The organism is Streptomyces sp. NBC_01474 (assembly GCF_035918215.1).
Taxonomy (GTDB): Bacteria; Actinomycetota; Actinomycetes; order Streptomycetales; family Streptomycetaceae; genus Streptomyces; species Streptomyces aureus.
Map to the genome: position 1 here is coordinate 83,033 of NZ_CP109449.1, position 26,234 is coordinate 109,266.

A 26,234-nucleotide genomic window follows, 5' to 3' on the forward strand; every position below is an offset into this window, starting at 1 on the left:
AGTTTGCAGATCAAGCGACGGCCGTGGGGGCCCTGACCGCAGCTCCGGCGCCCACGCTGGATCAACGCCCCGGCCACTGTGCAAAGAGCTTCGTTGTCATGCCGCCGGATACGGTCAGCACCATGACTACGTCCTCCCGCACGGCCTCACCCGGGTGGCTGCTGGAGGCCATCTGCCATGCCGCACACGACAACGGATCCGCCTGGCACGCACAGCTCGAACTCCTGTGCTCCGTCGGCTTCTTCGACCCGTCCCGGGACGTGTGGGTGGTGCGCATCGGCGCCCTCAACGCTGGCGCACTGACCGCGCTGAACACTCTGTACGAGGCGGCGTCCCGCTACCGCACCCAGATCAGCCTCGCCCCCGTCGCAGCCCGTTCCGGCTGGCAGGGCCCCACCTTCGAAGACGGCGAACTGGCCCAGTTCGCAGCAGCTGCCACCGATCAAGGGCGCCGCCTGGGCCAGTTGCCCGCCGCCTGAACCGGGACCTCGTTCAACACTCCGCACGACGGCCTGCCAGATGCGCACCGCATCTACCGAGACGGCTCCTGCGTTCGTTGGATGGCGGGGAGAACACGCCGAGGCGGATCGTGCGGGAGGTGGCCACGCTGCACGCCGGGCTGGCGGAGCTGGCGGGCGAGCTGACCGCCGACGGGGCGCCTCGATGTCGCCGTTCGAGGACGACGACTACAGGAGCAGGCCGCCGCCGGCACGGAGAAAGCGCACGTCACACTGCTGGCCCCCCTGTTGTGGCGCGGACGGTCCCGCGCCTCGAGCGTGGTCTGGGCAGGGCAACGACGCCCCGGCCGAGCTCACAGAACGGATCCTCATGCCCGTCGAAGTGCACAACCTCGCAATACCCCACACGTCCACCGTCCCCGCGAACAAGGGGGCTCAGGTCGAGCTCTTCGTGCGGGAGCGTGACGGCACGCCCCACGGCCACCTCGACGAGCGTACGGCCGTTCTGATGCTCCACGGCCGGAGCGTTCCGGTGCTCGCGGGCTTTGATCTCGAGTACAAGTCGTACAGCTGGGCGGATGCGCTGGCGAAGGCCGGTTACGACGTCTTCATGATGGACCTCCAGGGCTCGGGGCTGTCGCCGCGGCCGAAGATGGACGACCCTTACAACGTCAACCCCGCCCAGCAGAGCCTTCTGAAGCCGAGACCTCCAGGTTTCCCGGGAGGCCAGCCGCACTATCCGTTCCAGCTGACCAACTCGAACAGCGACCGGGACGAGCTGAACACCGTCGTGGATTGGATCATCCACAATCGCGGGGTGAAGAAGGTCGCCTTCATCGGCTGGTCTGCGGCCGCGTTCACGATGGGGCCGTACGCGGTCAAGAACCCGGGCAAGGTGTCGAGCCTGTTCCTGCTGGCGCCGATCTTCCCGCCCGACGGCACGTCGAACGCCCCCGCCTCGCTGCCGCTGCCCGGCTTCCCGATGTTCGTGAGCACGAAATCGGGAACCTGGAATGGATGGGGCAACGAGGCGCTCTGCGCTGGCCAGCGCGAACCCGCGATGAAGGACGTGGTGTGGGACGCGATCATGAAAAGCGATCCGGTGGGCAGCACGTGGGGGCCGGTTGGTGAAGGGCTCAACCGCATCAGAAACTTCGTCCGGTGGGGCTGGAACAAGACCACCGCGGCCCAGGGCGGCGTCCTCGGCGGCAGCGTCCCGGTCCTCATCGCGTACGGGGAGTACGACAAGCAGGCAAACACGTCCAGCGAAGATCCGGAACTCAACTTCTCGGTCCCCGCGCTCTACAACGCCATCGCGGGCGACCACAAGCTGATGGTCAAGCTGGACTGCGCCGGGCATTCGGTGGTGTGGGAGATGCAGCACGAAAACGTGCACGACCTCTCAAAGCACTGGCTCAAGCACCTGAAGGTCGACGGCAAGACCCAGGGCATCTTCGACATGGACACCAACGGCGCCATCAGCCCGGCTCCGTAGGACAGCCGAGCCCCCGGCCGTGAACCGTCGGGGGCTCCAGGGGCCGAACATCAGCCCCGCGCCGTCGTCAGGGCCGCCACAAGCACCGGCGATGTGGAGTCGCTGGGTGCACGGACCCGCTGTTCAGCAGCCAGGCAGATCGCCGACGTGCTTTACATCAGTGAGGCTGTCGATGTCCTGCCACGTCAGCGCGTCGACTTCCGTCATCGACAACTCCCGCGCCTTCGCCTCTTCCTGCGCGCGCCACTGCCGGTCGGGGCACGGATCCGTATCCGTCGACCCGATCGGCGTGGCGTACCCGAGCCTGTGCCCATTCGCTGCGGAACCGGCATCATCGTGATTAACGGATGCTCTTCTCCAGGTGGGCGCCGCGGGGTCGCCCGTCTGCTGCAGCAACTCGGCTGCAGCCAGACGCCTCTCACAGGTTAGGCCCAGCACTGACAGCCGGTCAGGAAGTCAGTTGCGGCAGCGACAACGATCCACATGCAAGCTGGCCCTTTGCGCTGCCACGCGACATCGGCTGCCTGCCGATCCGTCTGTCGGGCCGAGCGGATGGGCGAGCTTTCCGCAGGCAGGACCGTTCCCGATAGCGTGCCGCCCAAGCACGTGAGCGGGCCCAGTGCCCCTTCAGATCCAGAGGTCCTCCTGGCTCGACGAACCAGCCGGTACGGCAGCGCTAGCCGCAGCACGCCCGTGAAGCAGACGCCGAAGACGCCCACCATCAAGCAGATGCAATCGGTAAACTGCCCCGCCTGCAGTGCCCCGGCCGGCACGCCGCGCACCCTCCAAGGGCGGGCACCGGGCTCGCGCGGACGAGTATCGGGCAACCACAACCAGCGCAGGACCAGCGCAACAAGCTTCCCCGGTCAAGGCCACTGCCGACGCAGGACGAAAGCCACGTTCCGGCGCCCGGTCCTGCGTGATCTGTCGCAAGCCCCTCGGCAGGCAGCCCACCGCGAAGGCGAAGTCGGGCAAGGCCTGTCACACCTCCTGTCTGAAGCAGGCCACGGCCGCCGGCACTCCGAACGCCAAGCCCACAGGACCCAGGCCGCCGAGGCAGTGGGATACCACGGCCGCTGAGCGGGCTTTCGCCAAGAACAAGACGGCCGTGGAGTCCGGACGAACATTCCGCGCCCATCAGTCTTCCAGGTGGAAGCTGAGTGGCTCGCCCTCCACCGCCGGCGAAAGCGCCCGGTAGAACCGAGTGCTAGAACCTAGACAATGACGACCGCGCCCTGATCGCGCCCCTCCTACTGATCCCAGGTGTCGGAACCGACGGCATTGTCCGCGAACTCGCGGATGGCGTCGTCGACTTCCCACCGGTGGTCCCGGTCGAGCTGCTGGTAGCTCGCCTCGAACTCGTCCTCTGGCATCGTTTCGATACTGGTGGACAAGATCACGACTAGCTCTTCCTGCTCGTCATAACTCAGTGGCTCCGTGGTCATGTGCCCTTCCGGGGCGCTGCCGGCGACAGTGTCACCGGCCTGCCTCGCACGGAGGTAGGACAGGACCACGCCTCCAACCACCGCTGCGGTTACGCGCGGACCTACACCGAGCAGGCCTTGGCAACCAGCACCCACCCAGCGATCGGCGACCTGTGCCGACGAGCCGAGACCCTGGGCTTGCCGATGCTCGGCTACGTCGACCCCTATGACGACACCTGGTTCAACAAGTCACAGATGCGGCTCGTGGTCCCTGAGCTGGAGGCGCTGATGAACAGCGCCTCAGCGCCCGAGGCCGAGGCCGCAGCAGAAGTGCTCGCCCTGGCCGAGCAGCTTGAACCCAAGCCGCATCGCTACCTCATCTTCGTTGGCGACTGAAGATCACTTCTGAAACACGGCCTAGTCGTCGGCGGACTCGTCGGTTGTCGCCGCTACAGGCTCAGGTGTAAGGACGAGGAACTGCGGCCAATCAATACGGTCGATGAGCCAGGCAGACAAGGCCCAAACCTTGTGGGTGTCGTGTAGTCCACTTCCCCAGACGGATACGGGGTAGGCGTCAGGCCCTTGAAAGCCTTCTCGACCGCCCCACCAGGAAGAAGGGTCGTACTCGCACTCCACTCCCACTGTCCCTTCGAGCTCCTGCTCTTCGTCGTTGCCCAACCAAAGGTTGATCTCCGTCGCCCACTGACCGTCGCCGAACCTGCTCGTGCTGAGCTCGACATGGGCCTTTGTGCCCGGGATGTCGATCACTTGGTCCTCCAGAGGGCCGGAGTCCAAGGCGATACCCGGGACTGTGTTCAGCGCCTCGATGAGCGCTTCCTCAAGGGCCTCATCATCGTCAAAGGCTTCCTCAAGGATCATCGCGGTGGCGTCGGTGTCGGCAGCCATGGATGTGATGACTCCGTCAACGAACTGAAAGGTGAGTTGGGCACGCACCAGGACACTGTTGATCGGGACTACCTCCACTTCAGGATCACCGCCGTTCAGCAGGGTCTGCACAGTGGCTTCACCGGTAGCCAGAAAGAACACCGTCGCGTCAGCGGCCTCCAATAGGGCCGTACCGGGGTCGGCCGGTCCGTTTCGGCGATTGTTTGGGGTCGGCGCGGAGGGCTGGTTCGCTTCGACCCTGACGCTACCGATCCCGGCTAGTGCCACGAGGCCCGTTACGCGCGCGCCATAGCTGCTGAGGCTGGTGCCGTCGCCATCCCGCGTAGCGGTGTAGGCCGCTTCGAGGCCTACAATCCGCCCGATGTCGATCCCGTCCCGTTCAACCTGCGCCGGCATCCGCTCGCGGAGGTAGCGGACGATGGCGGAGCGGGCGTGCCCGTCGTCCACAGTGAAGTCGAAGAACGTTGGCCGCAGTTCGGTGAGGGATCGCAACTCCGGTATCTGCTTGTTCCAGGCCTCGAAGGCGGCCGAGACATCACGGTCGCTGGAAACGATCACGACTTCATCTGGGCCAGCAAGCGCCAGGACATCGCGGATCCAGGCACTGTCACTTGCACCGGTCTTAATCCCTGTGACGCCCTTGATTCCCTTCTCGGGGTCAGGGGCCCTTCCGCCCTTGCGCTTGGCCGGATCACGGAGAAGGACTTGGTCCTTCAACCCCTCGATCGCGCTTCGGCCCGAGAGCTCAATGATTTTCACGTTGGGGGTGTTCGCCAGGTTGCCAAGCGCCGCCGCGATCACTTCGTCGCGGGTGGCGTAGCGGAAGATTTCAAGTCCAGTGAGACGGTCGTGACGCTATGAGGTTTGTGGTGCGGGTTCCTGGCGTTTGGCCGGGTCGTTGATCCAGGCGGTCTGGGGTATCTCGGGTGGTCGGGGGCGGCGGCCGAAGCGTTCGGGGTGGCGGGCGTATGCCTCGGCGAGGGTGACCGCGCGCTGGTCGCGGACCTCTTCGGCGGTTCCGAAGTGGACGGAGGCGGGGGTGTGCCAGCCGATGCCCGAGTGCCGGTGCTCGTGGTTGTAGTACGCGATGAACGCGTCGAACCACTCGCGGGCGTGGGCCAGCGAATCGAACCGTTCGGGGTAGTCCGCCATGTACTTCGTGGTCTTGAACTGGGCTTCGCTGTAAGGGTTGTCGTTGGAGACCTTCGGCCGCGAGTGCGACCGCGTCACGCCCAGATCGATCAGCAGCTGGGAGACCTTCTTGCTCGTCATCGAGGTGCCGCGGTCCGCGTGCACGGTCTGGGGCACGATGCCGTTGCGGGCGATGGTCTCGCGGATCAACTCCTCGGCCCGCACGGCCGATTCGGCCCGCTCGACGGTGTGGCCGACGATGTACCGGCTGAAGATGTCGATGATCACGTAGGCGTGATACCAGATGCCCTTGACCGGTCCGGACGCCTTGGTGATGTCCCAGGTGAACACCTGCGAGGGCCCGGTGGCGACCAGCTCGGGCACTGCCTTGGCGGGATGGGTGGCCTGTCTTCGGCGCTCGCCGGACTGATCCTGCTCGCGCAGGATCCGGTACATCGTCGAGACGGAGCAGTGATAGCGCCCGGCATCCAGCTCGCGGGCCCAGATCTGCGCGGGCGCCAGCTCGGCGTACTCGTCGCCGTTCATCAACTCCAGTACCGCGGCCCGCTCTTGGGCCGTCAGGGCCGACGGCTGCACCTGCGGGGCGCGTGCTCTGCGTGGTGGCGGGGGCCGGAGCCGGCGGTAGTGCGTGGCGCGGGAGCGGCCGGTCAGCCGACAGGTGGCCGTGATGCCCAGCTGAGCCTCGACGCCGGTGAACGCCTCGTCCACGACAGGGTCGGCGGCGGGCTTCAGTCCGCGCTCTCGGAGAGCATGTCCAAGAGCGCGGAAGCTTTTCCCATGACTTCCAGCGCGGCCTTGTTCCGGGCCAGTTCCTTCTCCAGCCGTTCCACCTGGCGGCGCAGCTTCTCGTTGTCTGCCTCGGCGGCCGACTTCTTCGGACGGGCCGGGCTGGTGCGCTTGTCGACCAGCTTTTCCAGGGCCCCGGCGTCCCGCGCAGCCCGCCATTCCTTGACATGCGAGTGGTACAGGCGCTCGCGGCGCAGGACCGCGCCCTTCTCGTTCCTGGGTGCGGCGTCGTACTCGGCCACGATCCGCAGCTTGTACTCCGGGCTGAAGGAACGGCGCTTTGGCCTGGGAGCCGGGTCGGATCCGGCGGGCTTGGTGCTGGTCATGAGGGGGTGGTTCTCCTGTCGTGCCCTCTCAGGCTAACCCGCCGAAGCGGAACGTCTCACCCAAGGCTGACAGAGAGGGTAGCCAGTCGGCGCGGGGACTTCGAGACCGGCGTCTAGCAGCCGCTTTCGCTCAGCGGCCGCCGCGTTCTTCAAAACCTGCCAGTCGCTGGCCAGGTGCTCCGCCCACTCCCAAGCAACAGGCTCGGGTACCCAGGTCTCGACGTGTATGCCGGCCAACCGGCTGGCCAGGCGCCCAAGATGGTCGAGGTCAGGCCGTGCCTGTCCGTAGGCGTTCGCGTCGAACACCAAGGCCTTGAGCTTTTCACGGAGGGGGGAGGTCAGTCGGAGCTTCGCGTCGTCCGCAGATCGCGCTCGGGATGTACGTGCCATGGCGGAATTATCTACCTGCAGCGCACGCTCACGGAATCTCGGCTGCGTCGAGCAGCGGCTCGGGCGGAGAGGGAGGGAAGAGGATGGGATGTCCGATGTGGTGGTGCTCAACCTCTAAGACCAGCGAGCCGCCCCGCGCGAGGAAGAAGCACGGGCCCAGTGTGTCACTCGGCAGTCCGGTCAACACCTCGGTGGCGTCCGCCGGCGCACTGCGTACCACGGTGATCGGGGCGCATGTGGGCCAGCACCGCGAAGTCAGCCGGGGACATGCCGCTCCGGCGCACCATGGGTGAGTCGGTCACGGTGCGGTGGCGGGCGGTTCCCTCCGCGACGGCGGGGGCGAAGGTGCCCTCACGTCGGGAGGCGATGGCGCGCGCGGCCCAGGCCCGGGGGGATGTTCCCCGGTGCAGGTGCAGCGTGCGGTCGCGCATGTCGGGTAGGCGATGACCCACCAGTGCCTCGGCGAGGTGGGCGCGCATCTGGTCGACGGTCGGGCCGACGGGCCGACGGGCCAGTTCATGTTCCATCGGGGCCCCCTGTCGTACTCCAGTGAGACTGGCGCGCCGGTGAGGTCGCTGAGCTGTACGGCGAGGAGGGAGGCTTGTCGGCTGCGGTTCATTCCGCGGTCGCCTTCTGCGCGATGCCCGTGGCCTTGGTGGTGGCGCCGCGTAGGACGTCCTGGGCAAGGGCGCGCTGGGTCCCAGCAGAGCGTTTGTGCTCGCGGCCCAGGGGCGCCTCGACGGCGGCGAGGCGGTCGTAGGCGCTGGCGCGGGCGAGCAGGGCGGTGGCCCATGCGGCACGCTTTTGCTCGGCGTCCTCGGTGCCGATGGCGGCCATGCTCGCGTGGGAGGCGTCGTCGGCGGCGCGCCGCAAGTCGTCTTCCTGGGAACGAAGTTCGGCGGCCTGCTCGCGCTTCCCCTGCGCGTGCGTGCGGGCAGCGGGATCGGCGTAGGAGGGCAGGGTGGCGGTGATGGCGTCGGTGCGGTGCTCGGTGTCGAGTTCGGCGAACCACTCGTTCAGGTTCTCGGCGAGTTCGGCGGAAGCGGTGCCCGTCCCGATGCCGGTGCGCTTGCGGCCCATGAGGGCCCAGCCCTCGACGACGACGGGCGACCAGCGTTCATGCGCGGCCTGGCGGGAGACGCCGGCCATCTTGGCGATGTCGGCCCAGCTGGCACCACGCTCGCACTCGACGACGACGGCCTCCCGCACGAGCTGGTCGGCCAGGCGCTGCACGTACAGGGCATCGGCGAGGACGTCGGCGTTCTCGTGTCCGGTGTGCGGCAGGTCGTCCAGGACAGCGTTGACGATCTCGTAGCGGGTGTGGGCGGTGGCGAGGACGGCTTCGTCGAGCGGAGCGAGGGGAAGATCGCGTTCCGTCTTGTCGTCGCCAGATCGGCTTCCGGGAGTCTCAGGCTTGCTGTCAAGCTACCCCTGACACATCGCAATGTCAGGGTTTCCTTGACACTCCGTCCGAATTCCTCCGTCCGCGTGACTCAAACAAATGTTGGTATGGACGGCTGTTGGTGAGGGGTGAATAGCGCCTCGTGGATGTCGGAGCGGGGTGCGACACTCTGTTCGTGTCCGAAGAGCTCTCGCGTTGGTATCGGGGTCGCCTGGTGGGCGGTCCGTTCAGGCCGTTTGACCTGGGTGAGTGCGCCGCGCTCGAGCGGGAGATCGGGCTGCCCCTGCCGCCCGCATACCGCTCGTTCTTGGTAGCTGCGGGCGGGGGGAAGCTGGATTACTCAGTCCGTCTGCCGGCCTGTGGACCGGAACCGGTCCAGAGCTTCGACGACCTCTATCAGTTGGGCCGTGACGACGCCGGTGAGTACGGTTGGGGCACTCTTCTGGGAGAGTACCGGCGCAGTCGCGACGGCTGGCTCGCCGAGAACGTGCCCCTGACCGGCCTGCTGCCCATCGCCCGCAACGGCGGCAGCGACACCCTCTTCCTGGACCTGAACCCGGCCACTCGTGGTCAGCTCCATGCGTTCGTCCACGCCATCGCCTGGCCGCGGTATCTGGGCAACCATGTCTTCACGAAGGTCGCCGACAACTTCGACGCGTACCTCGACAGCCTGTTCATCGACCCCGATATGGCGGAGGACGCCTGGGCCGATGTCGCCGACAGCGATCCCTCGGATCCTTGGCGAAGGACCGTCGAGGAGTGGCTGGACAAGGAACTGCCGGGCTGGCGCGCTGAAGCCTGGGCCACGTCCTGATCTTGAGTCGAGCGCCTCAAGCGCCTTCGGGTCCCTGGAGACTTCGCAGGGTCGCGTAGCCCAGATAGTCCGTTCCGGCTCGCTCGGCATAGCGCATCGCCGTCTGAGGATTCACGCCCAGGGCGTCTGCCAGGACGGCCGGCGGGGCTTGACGGACCATCTGGATCCAGGCTCTGGAGCGTGAGGCCATGGCCGGGATTCCGGATTCGCGGAGAATCGTTGCAACGCTGTAGACGTGCATCGTCCGCCCGGGCATGCGCCCGGGAAACACCAGCGGACAGTCCGGGTTCGCGGCCGTGCTGAGGCCGGGTCCAGAAGCGAGATGCACCCGGATCACGGCGGCTGCCGCCTCCGGAACCCCGATCCAGTCTCTGCCGAGCTTCACCTCCAGCCCGTTCGGGCCTTCACGGAAGTCGTCCATGCGCATCGTCACGACCCTGGCGAGGGGCTGTCCGAAGAGGACGAGCATGATGCCGATGGCCCGGTGGGCTGCCGGCAGGGTTTGATGGAGAAGCAGAGCGCGGAGCGCTTCGATGTGGTCCTTCTCGCTCGCGAGTGGGCCGTTGCCGTGAGGTGCCCAGGGAACGGCGAGCTTGCTGACCAGCCGCTGCTTGATAGCCCAGTAGAGAAAGTTGTTCGCGTGTCCACGCGTGGTGGTGCCGTTACTGAACCAGGCGTCGATGTCATGTTGACTGCACTCGTCCAAGCTCCTTCCGCGGTCGCCGAGCCAACTCAGGAACTGAATGGCGACGGTCGTGTGCTGCTTGGCACGCAGGAAGGCGTTGGCGGTCACGGGTCGTTGGTCGGAGTCGTCTCGTCGCAAACGCCGCATCACGTGCCACCGGGTGTAGCGCTCGATGAGGCGCCGCTGATCAACATCGGCGATCGTGTCGAGCTTCGAGGTGAGCCAGCGGCCGTAAGCGATCAGGTGCTCGTCGCGCCAGGGGAGGCAGCCGTGAGCGACGAGGAGACCCCGAAGGTATTCGATCGTTCTGGATCGTGGCAGTGAATCGAGTGCGTCATGACTAAGCTCGATGTCTCCAGCAGCCAGACCGCGTAAGAGTTCTGGCACGCGCCGGTTCATGTGGATCCAGGCCCATCCGCTGTTCGGCCGGGGCATTCCCGTGATCGCCTCCGCGAGCGGCCGCAGACTCTCGGGTATGTCCCCGTCCGGACCCGCGAGGAGCCTGTTGATCCTGTCCGTGAGCAGGCAGCGCCAGCAGATGTTGGAATCATTGGCCAGGTTCTCCTCGCCGCATCGCTTGCATCGCACGTCGAGCGGCACATCGCAGCAGCGGACGCAGAGGGGACGCGCTTCGGTGTCGAGCCCCGGGAGGATGCCCTCGTGTCCGCAGGCAGCGCAGGTTCCCTGGCGGTTGCGCGCCGCGCGCACGCAGTAGAAACAGACGATGCCCTCAGGCCAGTGCCGACTGGCGGGGTAGCAGGAGCCGCAACGCACACAGGATGGGTGCCTGCTCGGGTCAGAGGTGTACTTCCGGGGTGCAGGCATGGTCAGTCCTCGATGATGCGAGCCCGCTCGGGACGGAAGTCGGTATTGATCTCGATGACGGCCGCCTCACCGGCTGTGCGCTTGCGCCGGTCTGCTTCGACATACGGTTCGATCAGGTCGGCGGGCGAACAGGCGAGGATGTCGCAGAGCGCGGCCAGGACCGGCAGAGAGAGGCGCTCGGGCCGGTCGGTGACCAGGCGGTAGACCTGCGCGGTGGACAGGTTGATGCCTCGCTCGCGCAGGAGAGGAATGAGTTCGGTGGTCTTCCAGATGTTGTGCGCGGCCATGATCCGTCGCAGGTGCCAGTGGTAGCCGAGTCGCCTGATCATCGCGGTCCTTCCCCGGTCGCAGTGCTGATCGCTCGGCCGATCGTGCCGTCCAGGACTTTGCGCAGCGTGCGGGTGCGAAAGTCCGACGACACGGAGGTGTAGAGCGCGGTGGTGGACGCGTAGGAGTGCCCCACCTGCTGCTGGACGAACAACGGGTCGTAGCCGGCCTCGATCAGGTGCGTTACGTAGGAGTGGCGCAAGCAGTGCAACGTCAGCTCCTGCGGCAGCCCCAACGCATCCCGGTAGGAGGCGAACCGGTCCCCCAAAGCCCCCATGTCCAGACGCGGCGACCGCTCACTCGGCCAGAGGGCATCACTCTTCGCAGCGGTGTCGAACACCGCGCGATAGCTGCCGAGCCATTGCTCGATCACCTTCACCGACCACGGGAAGACCGTCAGAACGCTGCGGCGCTTGGGAGTGGAACCCTTCGACGCCTTGCCCCAGCGGACGTAGACCACGCCGAACTCACCGAACTCGGGAGCGTGTGGGTTGTGCCCGAAGTCCGCGAGATCCAGCTTGATCACCTCGCGGCGACGCAGCCCCCAGGCGTACGTGGCCTTCATGGCGGTCGCGTCTCGCATGGCCGGGAGCCAGCCCTTGCGGCCCGAGGTTCGGGCGGCTGCCACCTGGTCATCGGCGTAGTCGAAGAACCGCTGAAGCTCGGCCTTGGTCAGAGCACGGCGCCCGGGCCGGCCTTCGTACTCGGCGGCATGCACGGCGGTGTTCCACTCGAAGAACACCTGGGCCGGATGGTTGCCGAAGAGACGCTCGCTGACCGCTGTCCACTCGTAGCGAGGGTCGGCGACGTACTCCAGGAACAACCGGACGTGGCCGTGATAGCCGCGGATCGTGGAATGGGACCGTTCCCGCCCGTCGCTCCGCAGGTGGCCGGTGTACTCCTCGACGTCCGTAGGGCGCCACGTCCACGGCCACTCGTTGGTGAAGCGCTGGAACCGCCGTACCGCCAGGAGCCGGTCCGCGATCGTGTCCTTGCTCAGATTCCGGGCCAGCTGCTGATCACGCCACCCCGCCAGCATGCCCTCGAAGACCTGGCTCTCCGGGTGCAGCAGCGGAGCGCCGCCCACGATGAACAGTGACGGTGCCGCCCCCGGCACATTCCATGAGGAACCGCCCACGCCAACCCCCAACACGCCGCGAGAAAGGCGAATGAATCGTTCATTAGATGAGAACGAGCGAGGTTGCCGCAGGTCACGCGGGCAGCCTTCAGGCGGTCAGGGCGGATCGTCGGAGTGTCTCCGGACTGCGACCAGCCGATGCCTGCCTGCTCAGGCGCCCCCTACCAGCCAGGGGCGAGTCCTCTCACCTGATGCAATTCACGGCACTTCACACAGGATAATTACAGTTATCCTGTGCCTCACGAAATCCCGCTCGGGGTTCGAACCCAGGGGAGGGCACCGGGTGCTGACGACCCGCCACTTCGACCACGTCCACCCCGGCGGGCCGCCAGGCCCTCCGGGGCGTCTCCGCCCGGCCTGTGGCCCGCTACCGCCACCCCCACCGCGGAAGTCTGGTTACTGGACTGCGAGGCCTACGGGATCGATCTCGAAGGGGAACGGGAGCTAGGCCGTTGCTCCCGTACGGTTCGACTTGTTGCGGGGCGAGCGCCTTAAGCCTGTACCAGTTTCGCCCGCGAACTGCAGTTACTCCTCGTCGTCTGGGTCATAGCGGCCCAGCCTGTCCCGCAACACGCCAGAACCAATACCGATCTGCCCAGCCCTACTGCTGGTCCCTTCACGAAGCGATACCGCGTTCCGCATACCGCCCCCCCATAATCCAGACAGGAAACGGGACTTCGCGAGGGAGACGACGTATGCGGTTGCACATTGATGTCCGTGAGGGAGACTGGTCCAAGGTCACTTACAGTCCGTACGGCGCACGCTACTCGCGGACCCTGGACGCTCTGATCGGTTCTGGGGAATTCGACGCCGGGGCCGATGCCGGACGATGGCTGAAGCTGGATCGGCGCGCACGTGGTTTCGAGATCGTCGTGCCCGACGCCGACGCGCAGGGCATGACCGTGCACCAGCTCCAGTCCCGGTGCTTGAGCGAGGCTCGTCGTCTCGGAGTCGCACGGCCGAAGCCAGCCGAGGCCGTTCGGATCATCCGACCGCTGTACCGGCCCGGTGACGTCCTGGACGAGTGGCTGGCCGACTCTGCGACGGACGAACGTCTACCCGGGCACCTCACCGTGGGCGAGGCCGGATTGACCGACGGCGATCTGCTGGCCCTGTGCATCTTGCACCCGGCCGAGGGCGCCTACATGATGGCCGGGCCGCCCAACCCGGCCGAACTGCTGCGATGGTTACAACTGGCCGAGAACGCGAATGCCCCCGCGGGAGGCCCCCGCCTGTGGGGCATGCTGCTCTACACCGACGCCGACGTTGAGCTCGCGACGTACGTACGCACCCACTTCGACGACCTGAACGTGCTGTCAGGGCCCGCCACTCGGGTCTTCGTCGTGGAACGGCGGGCCGACTGGCCGGCGGCTAAGAAGTACTGGCGACGGCATCTGGAGCCTGAGCTGTACCGCGTCATGTCCACTCTGCGCTGGCTACGCTGGACACCGTACGACCCGCAGGGCGCCTATGAGATCGCCTCGCTGCTCGGTCTCGACCCCGAACTCCTCCCGTGCCTGGTCTTCTTCCATTCGCCGCAGGGTCCGCTCCATGAAGGCGAGAAAATCGTCTTTCGGATCGAGCACACCTCGACGGCTTACTTCCGGTCCCTCTTCGGTGGGATCGACAGGGTCCTGCGTCCGGTCACGGCCTCCGTGCGGACTCCGAAAACCGCAGAGGAACGCCACTGGCTGGCACGGTACGGGCCCACCTCCGACTATTACCGCTACTACGCGGCACCCTTCGAGACCAAGGAACACGCTCCGGCGCCCGACGCCCTCAAGAACCTCCTAGCTCGCGGCCGTGCCGCCGACGCCGCCGCGTTCGCCGCCGTCCGCGAGGCCGAACAGGCGATCAAGTCGGCGCTACGGTCCGTGGTTCCGCCCCCGGCAGGGCTTGCCGTGCACAACAGTCAAGTCGTCGTTGTCTCAAGGACCTCAGGAGCTGAAGTGACGGAGAATTTCTACTTCCAGGGCGAAAACACCACGTTCATCAACCGCCCACAGGACACGGTGATCCGGGACTTCCAGAACACCTACGGCACCGCCCAGCACGCCGACGGCCTCACCCGGCTACTCCAACTCGTCCTGGAGAGCCGGGACGTGGCCGCCGCTGACCGGGACGCCGCGGCCGGCGAGATCCACGACCTTGCCCGCATCGGCGCGGACCCGGAACCGGACCTGCCAGCCGCCAGGACCCGTATCGAACGTCTGCGGGCCCTGCTGTCTTCCGGCGCGGACATTGCCCAGCCCGCGCTGGCGATCCTCGCCTCCCTGACGGCGTTCTTCTCCAGCTAGGGACTCGACCGCGGTCGGCCCTCCCCGCGCGCAGCGCCACTCCCAGTACGACGAACAGGGTCGCAAACCAAGCCGCGCTCACGGGCGTCGAGCCCCCCACCGGAACGCCGTCGGCAACGTCGAGTGCACAGCGGACCTTCTCCCGTTTTTGGCGCGAATGGCGGGCGGCTCGGGGCCCTGGCGGGCGCGGAGCCGGCCGAGCGGCTGCCGGCCTCGCTGCCAACTGGAGTACGCACGGGTTCGTCCATCGCCAGTAGGGCCGTGAGCGGACGAAGTCGGCTGGTGGAGGACCAGTGTTCGAGGCATCCCTCAAGGGTGTGAGATTCCCGTAGTTGCTAGCAGATTTCGCGAGTGGTCTTCGTAATCTGCTGGTTCATGGGGGAATTCGAAACCCGTTCCATGGCCCCTGGGCGTGATGCGGTCGGTTTGGCGGAGGTCTTCTCTCTTCATACCTACCGATCGAGCCGCTCGGGGCAGCGGGACGAGCAGTCGTACTTCTTCGACACGCTCGCGGAGTATCAGTGGGCGAGGGATGCGGCCGGACTGATGCCTGCGTCGATCGACCAGTTGGTCAAGCCAGTGATCGAGCTGTGCGACCACTACGACGTTCTCCCGTGGCAGCTCACGCCGGCGGCGTTGGACCGGTACTTCGCCGGGCCAGGCAAGAGGGCACGGTCGACGGTTCTGGCGAAGATCAACAAGATCGATGCGTACTTCGCGTTCCTGGAGCAGCGGTACGCCGGGGAGATCCACCGGCTGTTCGGCGTGGTCGTGGAATCGCCGGTCGATCCGTTCAACCGGCCGCGCCACCGCGGGGACTTCGGTCTGCGGGTGCCTCCCTCGCAGCGTGCGATGCGGGAGTTCTTCGCCGTGTGGCGGAATGCGTTGCCACAGGCGCGCAAGGAGGCAGTGGCGTGTCGGGACTACGTGATGGCGAAGATCGCCTACCTGTCCGGGGTGCGGGCGGCGGAGCTGTGTGGCGTCGCGGTAAAGGACGTGCACTGGGAGTCGGGACGGTGGGGCCGGTTCGTGGTTCAGGGCAAGGGCGCCCGCGGGTCCGGGCCCCGGCCGCGGGAGGCGTTTCTGTTCGAGGAAGGCCGCGAGTTGTTGTGGTGGTACGTGGAGGAGGTGCGGGGCATGTTCCGGGACAATCCGGAGCATCCGGCGGCCCTGCTGTTTCCCTCCGAGCGGCTGCCGAAGCCGGTGGCAGCGCTGAACATGCCCATCGCGCCGGCGGTCGTCCCGGCGACATTCCGTCGGGCCCTGAAGACGGCGTCGCGGCTGTACCTGCCCGGGCCGGTGGCGGAGCTGTTCCCGCATCTGCTGCGGCACGCGTGCGCGACCCACAACTACGAGCGAGGGATGACGTTGTGGGAGGTGCAGCGGTTGCTCGGACATAGCTGGACGACTACGACGGTCAACTATCTGGCGACGGCCCAGGCCGATCCGGAGCAGGCGGACCGCTCGCGGTCGTCGGCGGCGCGGGCCGGGCAACGGCTGGTCGCGGACATGGGGAGCTTGCGGTGAAGTGGAATCTGCGCTGGGCGGCGGCTAAGCGCGACATCTGGCGGCCGGTCGATCTGCAGGCGGCCTTCGCGAGGGTGGGTTTTACGCCGTCGCTGAGCAAGGTCGCCGCCCTGTGGGGCGGTACTCCGGTGACGGTACGGCTGGATGATCTGGACAAGATCTGCACGGCGTTGGAGTGCACAGTGGCCGATCTGATGGAAGCCGAGCCGGTAGCGAGCGCTGCGGGCCAGGACGAGCAGGAGCGGATGGTCGGCGGCGAGGCGGGGCCGGTGCGCCCGGTTGCGCGCCGGGATGGTCCGCGCCGGCTGCGGCCGCCGAACTGACGGCGGCCGTGGTGGCGGCGCGGCAGTGCGGGCTCTGCCTAGATTGGGGAGTGCACCGCCTGGTTGACGGGCTGTGTTGGAGCTGCGGCGGGTGGCTGAAACAGCGTGCTGTACGGGCGGGTTGTGCGCGGTGCTGCCGGAACGAGTACCTGGACGGCGACGGACTGTGCCGGCCCTGCGTGATCGCAGTACGCGAAGCGATCCGGGACGGCGTCGATGCTGTGTTTCCGGGCCCGCACCAGCTGCACCTGTATGTGCTGGGGCTCGGTCGGCAGGGGGCACGAAATCTCCCGCGCCCTCGTGGTGCGGCCAGCCCTTATCTCGGGCCGCGGGAGGTGAAGCGCCTGGTCGACGACTCGCGGATCTGTCCTGCGGTGATCCGTGGGCAGCAGACGCTGTTTCCCGTCTGGCGGAGCATCGAAGGCGTCCATGCCCAACGCATCAGCGCCCGGACATGGCCAGAGGAAGCGGCCCTGTACCCGCTCGCCGAGCAGCGTGCGGTCAGTGCGGGCCTGACAACGTCGTGGCCGCACACGGTGATGCGGTTGATCCGCTGTGCCCTGGCGATCCGGGACGCCGAGGGCGAGGCCCTGGTTGCGCAGGAGTTCCTTGACCAAGTGCGGCTGCCGCTGAAGGCAGCCGCCGCTGAGATCCTCGCCCAGGCCGGAATGCTGAGGCCCCGCACGGCCCCGCCGCCCGCGCTGTGGCCGGTGGGGGCATGCGCGGACTGCGCCAGCTGGGGCATCTCCACGACGCGGTGCCGGGGCTGCAGAGATTGGTGGTACAACCCAGACCGTTACCCAGTGGGCCGATGCCCGCGATGCCTGTGCGACGAGCTGCCCGTGCACCGCGAGGAGGGCCTGTGCCGTGGCTGCCTGGCGTACGTGCGTGAATGCGGTCCCGAGACGGTGGCGGCGCCCTTCACGCAACTCACGTTCGCCTCACCGCTCGCGCATCACCTCAAACGACGGGCCGGGGAGCTTGGATTCGTCGTGCACAACCGGTCCGGCCCCGTCATGCGCGCCCACGCACGCGCACGTACGTCGGACACCGCAGACGGCCGTGTGATGCCAGCGCCCACCGGCCCAGGGCAGCTGTGTCTGTTCGCGATGCCCCGCACCTGGCGGCGCGAGCACGTTGCCGCCGCCGTTGTGTCCTCCCTGCCGCCCCCGGCACAGGAGTTGCTGAACGCGTTCACCGCCAGCTATCCGCATACTTGGCCCGTCGACAAGCGCAGTGTGCCGGGCTGTGCGGCCGTCGTCCTGCACGCTCTACTGGCTTGGCTGGGGCCGCACGCGGCGATCCCCGAACGGGAGGTGCGCTCCCTGGCCAGGACAGTGCCAGCCGGTGCCGCCGCGATTCGCCGGGTGATCGACTTCCTCGACGGGCGCGCTCTTCTCGCACCGGACGCCCTCTCCGAGACTCCGGCCCAGTTGCTCACCGACGTCCAGAGGCAGGTCCGCTCACACGTCCCAGACCTGAGCGCGGAGCGACGCGACCGGCACGGCGAGAGGGCCTTGCACGAGCGGATCGCACAGTTTCCCGAGCCGATGGCCGAACAACTACGCGCATGGGCAAAGGTCATGCGCGGGCTCGGACGTTACCGGCACGCGCCCGCCGACTACACGCGCATCCGCCGCTACCTGCGCACCGCATCGCCCGCCCTTGCCTTGTGGTCAGCAGCAGGAATGGACCTGCGGCAGGTCACGACCGAGCATGCGCGGACGGAGCTCGCCAAATGCCCCGGCGGCCCGGGGCGCGAGCTGCTCACCGCGCTGCGCAGCATCTTCCGGGCCGTCAAACAAGAACGGCTGATCTTCCGCAACCCCACCGCTGGACTGCGGCTGCACGCCGGGAGCCATCTGCCGCTTCCGCTGTCCAGCGACCGGTTGGCCGGCGCCCTCGAACGGCTCGACGGGCCCGCAGCCCGGCTCATTGTCGGGTTGGTCGCCATTCACGCCGTGCGCGCCGTGGAGGTTGCCCGGCTCGTCCTGGCCGACGCCGACCTCGCCCACCGGACCCTCGCGGTTCGGCGGGGCGAACACACCCATACTGTCTACCTCGACGACCTGAGCACCGATCTCGCAGCCGACTGGCTGCGCGAACGGCGACGACGCTGGCCACAAGCCACCAATCCGCATCTGCTCATCACTTCCCATACCTACCGTCACCCGGCCTCGCCGCCGATCAGCTACTGCGCACGCAGGGCCGCCTTCGACCAGATCGGACTGCTGCCCCGCCAGGTATGGGCCGACCGCATCCTCTACGAGGCCCAGCAGACCGCCGACCCAGTCCACTTGGTCCGTCTCTTCGGCATCCACCCCGGCGTCGCGGTGAAGTACGTGCAGACCGCGCACCCGGACAAGGCCCTGCCCCGCATCCGCTGACCGGGCGACACCGCCCGGCGCCGCTTACTCAAGGGGAAGGCGTCGATCATGTCCTCGACGTGGTCCCTGCCGGAGCCGATGCTCGCCACCCCCACACCCGATCCCACGCTCCACCCGCGGCACGCGGCCGAACCTGAAAGGCATTGAGCAAGTGCTCCCCGTGCCGGAGAGATCCGGGATCATGAAGCATGCTCCCGAATGACTGGCACCTCACCCAAGACGTTGACGACTTCCTCGCCCGAGCCGGGGACTTCCTGCGCTCGCGCCCCGCCCTACACAACACGCCGCTGACGGACATCGAGAAACTGCGGATACGCGGGGCGGCCGAACCCGACGCCGCAGCCCCCGTCTTCGGCCGACTGCAGCCAGGAGGTGAAGTGCACGCGGTCTTCTATCTCACTCCGGGCGGCCGTCTGGGCCTCACCCCCCTTTCTGTCGAGCAGACCGACGCCCTCGCCGCTCACCTGGCCGGCCTCGGCCACTCGCCCTCCCACGTCATCGCGGACCGCGACACTGCCGACGCTTTCGCCGAGGCATGGCAGCGGCACACGGGCGCTGCGCTGGCACCGCCTTTCTGGCGGACGCATCTCTACCGTCTCGGCACGCTCACCCCACCGCAGCCGCGCCCGAAGGGCCGGGGGCGCATCACGGGCGGGCAGGACCGTGAGCAAGTCGTGCACTGGTGCCGTGAGTTCTGTGTCGACGTCGGGGAGCAGCCCTCCATCGACTTGATTGACGCCGGCTCCTGGGACGACTCGCGTTTCGGCGACAGGCACTTCACGTTCTGGGAGACCCCCAACGGCACCCCCGTCGCGATGGCGGCCGTGACCTCGATGGTCGGCGGCATGGTCCGGGTGGATCCCGTCTACACCCCGGCCCACCTCCGGGGCCGCGGCTACGCGGGCGCCGTGACGGTCGAGGCGAGCCGGGCAGCACTGGCCGCGGGCGCGACAGACGTCGTCCTGTTCACGGATCCAGACAACCCCACCAGCAATGCCCTCTACCAGCGCATCGGGTACGTCCACGTCGCCGACTTCGCCGGGTACAAGTTCTCCTATAGCGCACCACAAGCCAGGTGAGGGACATAACCAACACAAACGCACCAGCCACCGCTACCGGCTGCGACCGCCGCGACGCGGCTGACCCAAGTGGTGGCGCGCAAGGTGATCAGCACCCTGGTCGGTGACGGTCAGTCCTGCTCGCCGTCGTCGTTCTCGCCATCGGTGTGCGGATCACGCAGCTGCCGCAGACCGGGCGTGCGGCCGGCCGGGTGAAGGCGTAGCGGCCGAAGAGGTGGCTCCCGCTCAAGTGCCCCGTTCTCGGTGTATCTGCGGTTTCCCGCCGGGTCTGCGATGCGAAGTGAACGAGTCCCGGGCGACCTGCGCAGCAAGCGGCCCCAGCCGAGCCACTGCCCGCGACGTTCGGCCGCGACACAGCGGTGCCCTGTCTACCCAACCGAGTTGTTTAGCCTCCTACCCCAGCAAACTCGTCGCCCTATGGTTGGCTGATGCGTGCACACCAAATTGACCGACCGGCCGATCTCGACGTGGTCCGCGAGTCCTATGACCGTGTGGCCGACAACTACGCCGAGATGGTGGCGACGACAGGAATGGGCGACATCCGTCGCCATCCCTGGCTCAAGGCATCGATCGACGCTTTCGCCGACACCGTGAGCGAACTCGGGCCTGTCCTCGACGTCGGCTGCGGGCCCGGAACGGTGACCGCCTACCTCGCCGAACGCGGACTCGACGTGTCCGGAGTCGATCTCTCGCCCGGCATGATCGAAAACGCCCGCCGTCTGTATCCGCACTGCCGCTTCAGCGTCGCCTCCGCCACCGACCTCAGCCTCGAAGAAGCGTCCCTCGGCGGCGTACTCGGGTGGTGGTCACTGTTCAACCTCCCGCGCGGCGTCCTTCCCCAGGTCCTCGCCCTGTTCACGCGGGCCCTGAAGCCAGGCGGCCACTTCATCACCGGAACGCACGTCGGCGACGAGGACGCGGTGCGCACGGAGGCCTACGGAGGTGTGTCCGTCCGCTGGACGACGCACAAATGGCGGCCGGAACAGTTCGTCGGCTTGATCGAGCAGGCCGGACTGCGCCCTGTCGCCGAACTCCGGCTCCCGGCAGATGAGTTCAGCGGGCCGGGTCTGGTCGTTATGGCTGAGCGCCCCGCCTGAGGATTAGGAGCCTGAGGCAGCACAGGGGCTCGTGCCGAGACTCATGGCCTGGCGAATGGACATCAAGATTCGTCCGGCCCTCCGAGGCACCGGCACCCACACCATGCGGTCAGCCGGTCCGAGCCCACTCGTTCTGGGTCGGAAACACCAGGCTGGCGGACGGGTTCCCCGTTAGGCCGCTCCCAGATTCCACGAACCCGCGCGCTTCCGTGTGGGATCTCCTCGCCCACCCCGAACTGGGCGATGTCCGCAGCCGCCCGTACACCGAGCGGCGCGCGCTCCTGCTCGACCTGCTCCACGACGTGCCGCCCCCGATCCAGGCCGTTCCCGCCACAGATGATCCGGACGTCGCGCAGCTCTGGTACGACACGCTCCAGGGCCAAGGCATCGAGGGCGTCGTCTGCAAGCGCGCCACATCCCCGTACCGGGCAGGGCGGATCTGGAAGAAGGTGCGGCACTCGGACACCGTCGACGCCGACGTCGTCGGGTACGTCGGCCCGGCGTCCCGGCCCCACCGGGTGGCGGTCCGGCTACCTGACGGAAGCCGCGTGCTGTCGCAGGCGCTGACGGCTTCCGTCGCTGCGGAGATCTCCCGTCACGTCCTCGACGCGGGACCTGGGCGTAGGGCGCGGACGTCGGCCGGCGACGCTTACGTGACGACCAGCCAGGGTCTCGTAGTGGAAGTCCTCGCGGGGACGACCCGGCACTCCGTGGTGACGGTGACGCGGGTCAGATAGCGCGGCCGGGGAAGGTGCGGTTGGCAATACGCAGCAGGGGCTCAGCGAGTGCTGAGCCCCTGCTTGTTGAGTCGTCCCCTTTGGCGCGTATCTCGGCTGAACCCCTACTGAGCGCCCGTCTCCTGCGGCCAGGTCTTCACGATCAGCCACTCCCCGGCGGGGCCGACCTGCTCCTCGAGGACGATCCGCGTGTCCTTCAGGCCGCTGTAGTCGCCGATCCACGACCGGAACTTGCGATCCGCGACTGCCGCGTCGCACCAGGTGCCTTCCATGACCATGCGGCCGCCCGAGAGGAGGGTGAGCCGGTACTGCGTCTGATCATCCACAGGCGCACTCTGCCACGGGCCTGCGATGCGCCGACGGCAGCCCGCTACTGCGTGGCGGCGACGATCAGCACGATCGCCACGACCGCGACGAGAAACCACCACGGCGGCGCCGACGAGCCGGGCCGGCGAGTCCACCGGCCCCGATGGTCCCGCGGCTGGACCCCGTCAACGGTCGTCACGACGGCTTTCCAGCGAGCGCGGCCAAGCGCTCCATCCATGTCAGTGCCCCTGGGGGTGCAACGACCGTACTGGGCGTCGCGTGCGGCTGCCCTGTCCTCGTCCCAAAGTAGCCAGGCGCGCCCTCATCTTTGCGCCAGCGGGCTGACCAGAGTCCCAAAGCGGCCGGCCGCAGAATGCCGGCAGGTTGCGGGCTGCGAGTGGGGCTGGAGGACCGGCATCGGCGGGGAGCGAGTCCGAGTGGGCTAGGGCTCACTCCCCGGGGACGGTCTTGGTGTGTGCCGGTGCTACTGGCCCTTGGCGGCTTCCTTGAGCTTGGAGCCCGCGGAGACCTTCGCGCCGTATCCCGCGGGGATCTCAAGCGGCTCGCCGGTCTGCGGGTTGCGGGCGGTGCGAGCGGCACGGTGCGTGCGCTCGAAGGTCAGGAAGCCGGGGATGGTGACCTTCTCGTCGCCCTTGGCGACGATCTCGCCGACCGTCTCGGCGAACGCGGCCAGCACGGCGTCGGCGTCCTTGCGGGTCACCTCGGCGCGGTCGGCCAGCGTAGCCACCAGGTCACTGCGGTTCATTCGACTCTCCGTATCTCGTTGCGTCCTGGCCGCCGGGCGACCCGGACTAACCGTGAGCCATCCTGCCACCCGGCACTGACAACGCCTGGAAGGCGTTTTGCGGGGCATCCGTCCTGGCTCTGGACGGGGCGAGTCACCGCTGCAGCACCGTGATGGTTGGTCAACTCGTCGACGCTTCGCGTGCCCTTGGACACCTGCTGCTCAACCACGACTCAGCCCGCATCCAGCGTGGCTCGGCTGCATGAGATCCCGCGGAGCCATCGGAGTGCCTGGTTGGGCACGGAAAGCCCTGAGCGGTTCAGCCCGCCGCGGTGCCTCGCTCGGCGTCTCCACGGCGGTGCTGGCTTCGTTCACTATCAGCGACAGCGTTTGTCGATGAGTTTCAGCAGCAGTCGAACATCTGTCGGGGAATGGTCGACGACAGTGCTGTGTCGCCCAGACGGGCGGGTGATCGACGTCCGTGACTGGACCCTGCCGCTCGGGTGTAGTTGCTCATGACCCGGACGAGAGTGCGAAGATGCGTTCGTGGTGACAGATGCCGAGTGGGCTCGGATTCGCCGGGGGTTGTGCTTCGGGCAGGTCTTCGAGGGCACCGTTGTGAAGGTTCCCCGGCCCGGTGCGATCGGGATCTTCGTGGACATCGGCCTGAGCGTCGGAGGCTTCGTCGACGTCCTGTGGCTTCCGGAACAGAGCGATGACTGGCCGGCGGAAGGCACGGTTGCGGATTTCGAGATCTGGTGGGCAGACAGCCGTCAACAGATCCGGCTGCGGCCGTTGGACGCTCGGTATCAGCGGAATGACTTCGCAGACTCCGAGACACGTTTCCGTCCCAATTGGCCATCTGAGGTCGGTCAGCCCGTTCTTGATCCCGGCCCCCCGACCCTCGATGAGGTGCGGTCCGCGCTGCGATCTGACGGACCGCCGGCCAGCTCCCCGTGAGTTCTGGTGAGGTGGCTGACTGTCGTGGCGAGAGCTAGCCGGCCCCGGCCTCGGCCCGAGCACGACTTTCGACATGTGCGGGCATTGAACAGCACCTTTCACCATGAGCATCCCACTGTGGCATCCACGTGGACGGGTCCTGGTCTGCCTTCGACCGGTTCATCTTCGCGGAGACGGCGATCAGCGGTCATCGCCGAGATCGTTGGCGTACTCCTCGCGCTCCTTCGCGGTCCACTGGCTGGCTCCGGAGTCCCAGGCTTCGGCGAGCGGGACGCTGTGATCAACATCCAGCTTGCCGGGGGCGTCGAGGTACTGGTTGTCGTAGGCGGAGTACCACTCGCCGCCGGACAGCTTGCAGTTCGGCCCCTGTTCGGGCGTGATGAACGCTTCCGCCTTGAGGATCTCAGCACGGGTGTTACAGCCGTCCTTGTCGGCGTCGATCCAGTGCTTGAAGCTGGTGCGCTGGTAGCCGGTGCGGTCCTCGGCCTGCACCGGGATCGCCTTCAGAGCGTTCTACAGCGGCAGGGTGAGGACGTCACCACGACTACCGAAGGGGCCGGGTGCAGCCTGAGCAGTGGCCGTGGGGATGGCGAGTGCGGTGACGGCGGTGAGCAGGGTGGCGGTGCGGGGCGAAGATACGCACGGGGCTCCTCGAAGATCACGAAACTGGTCGTGATCTTCGTAGCGAGTTCGGAGCGCAGGACGTGCCGCAGACCGCGCTCGTGTCACCCAGGAGAGCGGTAAGTCGGATCGTCGCAGGGCTGCTTAAGACCCTGGGCGTGGCAGACATCTCCGACGATTTGATGAAGAAGCAGCAGGCAACTGACGAGGCGCACGCGCGCGTGCGGGCGTTGCAGGAACGGTTCGGCCCGCCCTCGCAGGAGGGCGGCTGGAGCGAGGAACAGCACGCCGAGTATGACGCGGCGTGGAAGGCATGGCGGGACGCCGCCGTCGAAGTCCATGCTGCGATCGGCCGGAACGAGAGCGGATCACGCTACGAGGTCGAGGCTGCCCTGAAGAAGGCTGTGCGGTACCCCGACCCTCACGCCGAGGCGGCCTGACACGCACCCTTACCCCCTGGCCGGCTCCGGCCCCTGAGTGTGGCGTTTCCCCTAGCAGCCTGCTCGCCGCCCGGCCCGGTCCTCCTGGTCGCGCGAATGCTTCGGCTCCCGGTTTCCCCTACCTGTTCATGGAGGTCCCGTCCGGGGGGACGCGGCGGCGGGTCCCGGATTACGTGTAGGCCACGTCAGGCACCGGCGGTGGCTCCGCCTTCTGGGAGCAGTTCGGGCATCCCTTCTACCAGCACCGCGACCGCGACCACTTCGCCTGTCTCGGAACGGCCGACCCAGACGGGATAGGTGCCGTCGCCTGTCGTCGCGAAGGCCGCCAGTTCGCCGCCGGTGGCCTGGTCCCGGGTACGCAGCAGGTACATGGAGTCGCTGATGTCCTCGTAGACGTCCGGGTCCAGGTCCGGGTCTCCCTGGATCAGCCCTTTCTCGAAGAGCGCGAGGAGGGGGTCCCAGGCTCCGGCATCGGCGAAGCAGCCGGTGGCGCCGTCGGTGTCGAAACCGGAGATCTGGTTCTCGATGAACAGCCGGAGGTCGTCGTCGGGCCTGAGCGCCATCTCCCAGGTCGCGGCGGGGGCCTCGCTGACGAGCACGCGGACGGCCGTGGTGTCGGTGCGCGTGACCTCGCTCTCCTCCCACTCGCAGTGGTAGGTGTGTCTGGCCTGCGCCTCCTGCAGTACGTACTCCCCGGGTGGGACGGGGACCGTGATGTGCGGACCGTCTTTGTGGTCGATGTCCGGGCCGGAGACGGCGAGCAGCCCGCTGGGTACGCGCAGGGTGCCGATGCGGCGCGGCTCCACGACCGTCATGTCGGGGTGGTATCCGTCGGTCACGCGCACCCCGGGCCGGAACAGCTCACCGATCGGTCCGGGCTGCGCGGGGCGGGGCGGACGCCAGCAGGTGGTGGGTGCGAGCCCGCTGTCGTCGGTGGCCGCCGTGGCCGGCTCAGTGGTCTCGAAGACCGGTGGCTCCGTCAGCCCGTGTGACCGGGCGGAGAACAGCGGCCATTCTCCGAAGGCAGGCCGGTCCGTCCAGCGTTCGTCCTCGCCGGCCCTGGGCACGGTGATGTATGAGCCCCCGCGCTTGCCCTGGGACTCCTCCGTTCGCTGGCCCCTTCCGTCCGGGAAGAGCTCCACGGTGATGCGCGGGCACGCCTCGTCGAATTCCGTCATCTCCGGGCCGGTGTAGTGCCAGCGGACGACGTACCGGCACAGCAGCCGCGTCGGGTCGTCCAGCAGCCGCATGTCGAGCTCGCAGGTTCGGCGGTCCTGCGCGTCGTAGATCCACAGCCCGACATAGTGATCCCGCCAGGAGACGAGCCGAACCTCCAGCGGAGCCTCCTGGCCCGCCGCTTGGTACACCACCACGTACGGGAGCCCGGCGGCATCCCGCTCGCGGGCCTCTTCCACGGATATCGGCCGCCATGGGACGCGAGTCTCCAGATCCCACGCCTGCGCGTACCCCACCTCGACCACCATCGCCGCTCCCCCGCTCGCGTATGTGACGAGCTGCAACATAGCCGCCACCTGTGACAACGCCCTTACCGGGCCAGGCGCGAGCCACCCGCGCCCGCGCCAACGG

The 26,234-nt window shown here is 67.6% G+C and carries 27 protein-coding genes and 1 pseudogene; 13 read left to right on the plus strand and 15 right to left on the minus strand.

Features of this window, described 5'->3' with window-relative positions; all coding sequences use genetic code 11:
* Positions 1-122 precede the first annotated feature (122 nt).
* Entirely contained in the window at positions 123-479 is a 357-nt protein-coding gene (locus tag OG758_RS00400; protein ID WP_326708046.1) for a hypothetical protein, read from the plus strand.
* Between the two features lie 430 nt (positions 480-909).
* Positions 910-1,953: an alpha/beta fold hydrolase gene (locus tag OG758_RS00405; protein ID WP_326715752.1), complete on the plus strand. Its 1,044-nt coding sequence runs from the start codon at positions 910-912 to the stop codon at positions 1,951-1,953.
* A gap of 123 nt (positions 1,954-2,076) precedes the next feature.
* On the opposite strand, the gene OG758_RS00410 is transcribed toward OG758_RS00405, so the two are convergent.
* Both OG758_RS00410 and OG758_RS00415 read right to left on the minus strand, forming a co-directional pair.
* Positions 2,077-2,349, minus strand: coding sequence for a hypothetical protein (locus tag OG758_RS00410; RefSeq protein ID WP_326708047.1), 273 nt, complete (start codon positions 2,347-2,349; stop codon positions 2,077-2,079).
* An 854-nt stretch (positions 2,350-3,203) separates the two neighbouring features.
* Positions 3,204-3,326: a hypothetical protein gene (locus tag OG758_RS00415; RefSeq protein ID WP_326708048.1), complete on the minus strand. Its 123-nt coding sequence runs from the start codon at positions 3,324-3,326 to the stop codon at positions 3,204-3,206.
* A gap of 189 nt (positions 3,327-3,515) precedes the next feature.
* Between OG758_RS00415 and OG758_RS00420 the strand changes: the two genes are divergently transcribed.
* Positions 3,516-3,773 (plus strand): hypothetical protein, encoded by a 258-nt coding sequence (locus OG758_RS00420; protein WP_326708049.1) that lies wholly within the window; start codon positions 3,516-3,518, stop codon positions 3,771-3,773.
* 21 nt (positions 3,774-3,794) lie between these two features.
* Here OG758_RS00420 and OG758_RS00425 read toward each other — a convergent pair whose 3' ends face one another.
* The 5 genes from OG758_RS00425 to OG758_RS00445 all read right to left on the minus strand — a co-directional run bounded on the left by OG758_RS00425 (position 3,795) and on the right by OG758_RS00445 (position 8,170).
* Positions 3,795-5,084 (minus strand): hypothetical protein, encoded by a 1,290-nt coding sequence (locus tag OG758_RS00425; protein ID WP_326708050.1) that lies wholly within the window; start codon positions 5,082-5,084, stop codon positions 3,795-3,797.
* Between the two features lie 54 nt (positions 5,085-5,138).
* Positions 5,139-6,143, minus strand: coding sequence for an IS3 family transposase (locus OG758_RS00430; RefSeq protein WP_326708051.1), 1,005 nt, complete (start codon positions 6,141-6,143; stop codon positions 5,139-5,141).
* 20 nt (positions 6,144-6,163) lie between these two features.
* Positions 6,164-6,547 (minus strand): hypothetical protein, encoded by a 384-nt coding sequence (locus OG758_RS00435; protein ID WP_326708052.1) that lies wholly within the window; start codon positions 6,545-6,547, stop codon positions 6,164-6,166.
* A gap of 554 nt (positions 6,548-7,101) precedes the next feature.
* A complete protein-coding gene (locus tag OG758_RS00440) occupies positions 7,102-7,464 on the minus strand; it encodes a hypothetical protein (protein WP_326708053.1) in 363 nt (120 codons plus the stop codon).
* 88 nt (positions 7,465-7,552) lie between these two features.
* Positions 7,553-8,170: a hypothetical protein gene (locus OG758_RS00445; protein ID WP_326708054.1), complete on the minus strand. Its 618-nt coding sequence runs from the start codon at positions 8,168-8,170 to the stop codon at positions 7,553-7,555.
* A gap of 344 nt (positions 8,171-8,514) precedes the next feature.
* Between OG758_RS00445 and OG758_RS00450 the strand changes: the two genes are divergently transcribed.
* Positions 8,515-9,153 carry an SMI1/KNR4 family protein gene (locus tag OG758_RS00450; RefSeq protein WP_326708055.1) on the plus strand — a complete coding sequence of 213 codons (639 nt, stop codon included), beginning with the start codon at positions 8,515-8,517 and terminating at the stop codon, positions 9,151-9,153.
* Between the two features lie 16 nt (positions 9,154-9,169).
* On the opposite strand, the gene OG758_RS00455 is transcribed toward OG758_RS00450, so the two are convergent.
* From OG758_RS00455 to OG758_RS00465, 3 genes are all read right to left on the minus strand, one after another.
* Positions 9,170-10,438: a hypothetical protein gene (locus OG758_RS00455; RefSeq protein WP_326708056.1), complete on the minus strand. Its 1,269-nt coding sequence runs from the start codon at positions 10,436-10,438 to the stop codon at positions 9,170-9,172.
* Between the two features lie 227 nt (positions 10,439-10,665).
* Positions 10,666-10,992 carry a helix-turn-helix domain-containing protein gene (locus tag OG758_RS00460; RefSeq protein ID WP_326708057.1) on the minus strand — a complete coding sequence of 109 codons (327 nt, stop codon included), beginning with the start codon at positions 10,990-10,992 and terminating at the stop codon, positions 10,666-10,668.
* Positions 10,989-12,128: a tyrosine-type recombinase/integrase gene (locus OG758_RS00465; RefSeq protein ID WP_326708058.1), complete on the minus strand. Its 1,140-nt coding sequence runs from the start codon at positions 12,126-12,128 to the stop codon at positions 10,989-10,991. Before OG758_RS00465 ends, OG758_RS00460 begins: the two co-directional genes overlap by 4 nt.
* 695 nt (positions 12,129-12,823) lie before the next feature.
* On the opposite strand from OG758_RS00465, the gene OG758_RS00470 reads away from it, so the two are divergent.
* The 7 genes from OG758_RS00470 (at position 12,824) to OG758_RS00500 (ending at position 21,575) form a co-directional block, all read left to right on the plus strand.
* On the plus strand, positions 12,824-14,425 hold the full coding sequence (locus OG758_RS00470) for a hypothetical protein (RefSeq protein ID WP_326708059.1): 1,602 nt from the start codon (positions 12,824-12,826) through the stop codon (positions 14,423-14,425).
* Between the two features lie 399 nt (positions 14,426-14,824).
* Positions 14,825-15,952 carry a tyrosine-type recombinase/integrase gene (locus OG758_RS00475; RefSeq protein ID WP_326715753.1) on the plus strand — a complete coding sequence of 376 codons (1,128 nt, stop codon included), beginning with the start codon at positions 14,825-14,827 and terminating at the stop codon, positions 15,950-15,952.
* Positions 15,949-16,275 (plus strand): helix-turn-helix domain-containing protein, encoded by a 327-nt coding sequence (locus tag OG758_RS00480; protein WP_326708060.1) that lies wholly within the window; start codon positions 15,949-15,951, stop codon positions 16,273-16,275. The genes OG758_RS00475 and OG758_RS00480 overlap by 4 nt, the downstream gene beginning before the upstream one ends.
* An 11-nt stretch (positions 16,276-16,286) precedes the next feature.
* Positions 16,287-18,662 (plus strand): hypothetical protein, encoded by a 2,376-nt coding sequence (locus OG758_RS00485; protein WP_326708061.1) that lies wholly within the window; start codon positions 16,287-16,289, stop codon positions 18,660-18,662.
* 188 nt (positions 18,663-18,850) lie between these two features.
* Positions 18,851-19,741, plus strand: coding sequence for a GNAT family N-acetyltransferase (locus tag OG758_RS00490; RefSeq protein ID WP_326708062.1), 891 nt, complete (start codon positions 18,851-18,853; stop codon positions 19,739-19,741).
* Positions 19,742-20,169: 428 nt separating this feature from the next.
* The gene (locus OG758_RS00495) at positions 20,170-20,838 is read left to right on the plus strand and encodes a class I SAM-dependent methyltransferase (RefSeq protein WP_326708063.1); all 669 of its coding nucleotides are present in this window, start codon (positions 20,170-20,172) and stop codon (positions 20,836-20,838) included.
* Positions 20,839-21,047: 209 nt separating this feature from the next.
* Positions 21,048-21,575 (plus strand): ATP-dependent DNA ligase, encoded by a 528-nt coding sequence (locus OG758_RS00500; RefSeq protein ID WP_442810223.1) that lies wholly within the window; start codon positions 21,048-21,050, stop codon positions 21,573-21,575.
* A 104-nt stretch (positions 21,576-21,679) separates the two neighbouring features.
* On the opposite strand, the gene OG758_RS00505 is transcribed toward OG758_RS00500, so the two are convergent.
* The 3 genes from OG758_RS00505 to OG758_RS00515 form a co-directional block, all read right to left on the minus strand.
* Positions 21,680-21,901: a hypothetical protein gene (locus OG758_RS00505; RefSeq protein WP_326708064.1), complete on the minus strand. Its 222-nt coding sequence runs from the start codon at positions 21,899-21,901 to the stop codon at positions 21,680-21,682.
* 44 nt (positions 21,902-21,945) lie between these two features.
* Positions 21,946-22,080, minus strand: a complete 135-nt coding sequence (locus OG758_RS00510) for a hypothetical protein (RefSeq protein ID WP_326708065.1) — start codon at positions 22,078-22,080, stop codon at positions 21,946-21,948.
* Positions 22,081-22,365: 285 nt separating this feature from the next.
* Positions 22,366-22,647, minus strand: coding sequence for an HU family DNA-binding protein (locus tag OG758_RS00515; protein ID WP_326708066.1), 282 nt, complete (start codon positions 22,645-22,647; stop codon positions 22,366-22,368).
* A 525-nt stretch (positions 22,648-23,172) separates the two neighbouring features.
* Here OG758_RS00515 and OG758_RS00520 point away from each other — a divergent pair.
* Positions 23,173-23,586: a hypothetical protein gene (locus OG758_RS00520; RefSeq protein WP_326708067.1), complete on the plus strand. Its 414-nt coding sequence runs from the start codon at positions 23,173-23,175 to the stop codon at positions 23,584-23,586.
* Between the two features lie 118 nt (positions 23,587-23,704).
* Here the strand turns inward: OG758_RS00520 and OG758_RS00525 are convergent.
* Positions 23,705-24,093, minus strand: a pseudogene (locus OG758_RS00525) (GmrSD restriction endonuclease domain-containing protein); the annotation flags it as partial.
* 197 nt (positions 24,094-24,290) lie between these two features.
* Between OG758_RS00525 and OG758_RS00530 the strand changes: the two are divergent.
* Positions 24,291-24,647: a hypothetical protein gene (locus tag OG758_RS00530; RefSeq protein WP_326708068.1), complete on the plus strand. Its 357-nt coding sequence runs from the start codon at positions 24,291-24,293 to the stop codon at positions 24,645-24,647.
* 185 nt (positions 24,648-24,832) lie between these two features.
* Here OG758_RS00530 and OG758_RS00535 read toward each other — a convergent pair whose 3' ends face one another.
* Complete coding sequence (locus OG758_RS00535) at positions 24,833-26,170, minus strand: DUF4241 domain-containing protein (RefSeq protein ID WP_326708069.1); 1,338 nt, start codon at positions 26,168-26,170, stop codon at positions 24,833-24,835.
* Positions 26,171-26,234 lie beyond the last annotated feature (64 nt).

What these genes read in the sequence shown, in the direction of transcription:
- OG758_RS00460 (WP_326708057.1), bottom strand. Translation starts at nt 10,992, where the DNA reads ATGATCAGGCGACTCGGCTACCACTGGCACCTGCGACGGATCATGGCC.
- OG758_RS00415 (WP_326708048.1), bottom strand. Translation starts at nt 3,326, where the DNA reads ATGCCAGAGGACGAGTTCGAGGCGAGCTACCAGCAGCTCGACCGGGAC.
- OG758_RS00535 (WP_326708069.1), bottom strand. Translation starts at nt 26,170, where the DNA reads ATGTTGCAGCTCGTCACATACGCGAGCGGGGGAGCGGCGATGGTGGTC.
- OG758_RS00440 (WP_326708053.1), bottom strand. Translation starts at nt 7,464, where the DNA reads ATGGAACATGAACTGGCCCGTCGGCCCGTCGGCCCGACCGTCGACCAG.
- OG758_RS00435 (WP_326708052.1), bottom strand. Translation starts at nt 6,547, where the DNA reads ATGACCAGCACCAAGCCCGCCGGATCCGACCCGGCTCCCAGGCCAAAG.
- OG758_RS00515 (WP_326708066.1), bottom strand. Translation starts at nt 22,647, where the DNA reads ATGAACCGCAGTGACCTGGTGGCTACGCTGGCCGACCGCGCCGAGGTG.
- OG758_RS00490 (WP_326708062.1), top strand. Translation starts at nt 18,851, where the DNA reads ATGCTCCCGAATGACTGGCACCTCACCCAAGACGTTGACGACTTCCTC.
- OG758_RS00475 (WP_326715753.1), top strand. Translation starts at nt 14,825, where the DNA reads ATGGCCCCTGGGCGTGATGCGGTCGGTTTGGCGGAGGTCTTCTCTCTT.
- OG758_RS00470 (WP_326708059.1), top strand. Translation starts at nt 12,824, where the DNA reads ATGCGGTTGCACATTGATGTCCGTGAGGGAGACTGGTCCAAGGTCACT.
- OG758_RS00400 (WP_326708046.1), top strand. Translation starts at nt 123, where the DNA reads ATGACTACGTCCTCCCGCACGGCCTCACCCGGGTGGCTGCTGGAGGCC.
- OG758_RS00495 (WP_326708063.1), top strand. Translation starts at nt 20,170, where the DNA reads ATGCGTGCACACCAAATTGACCGACCGGCCGATCTCGACGTGGTCCGC.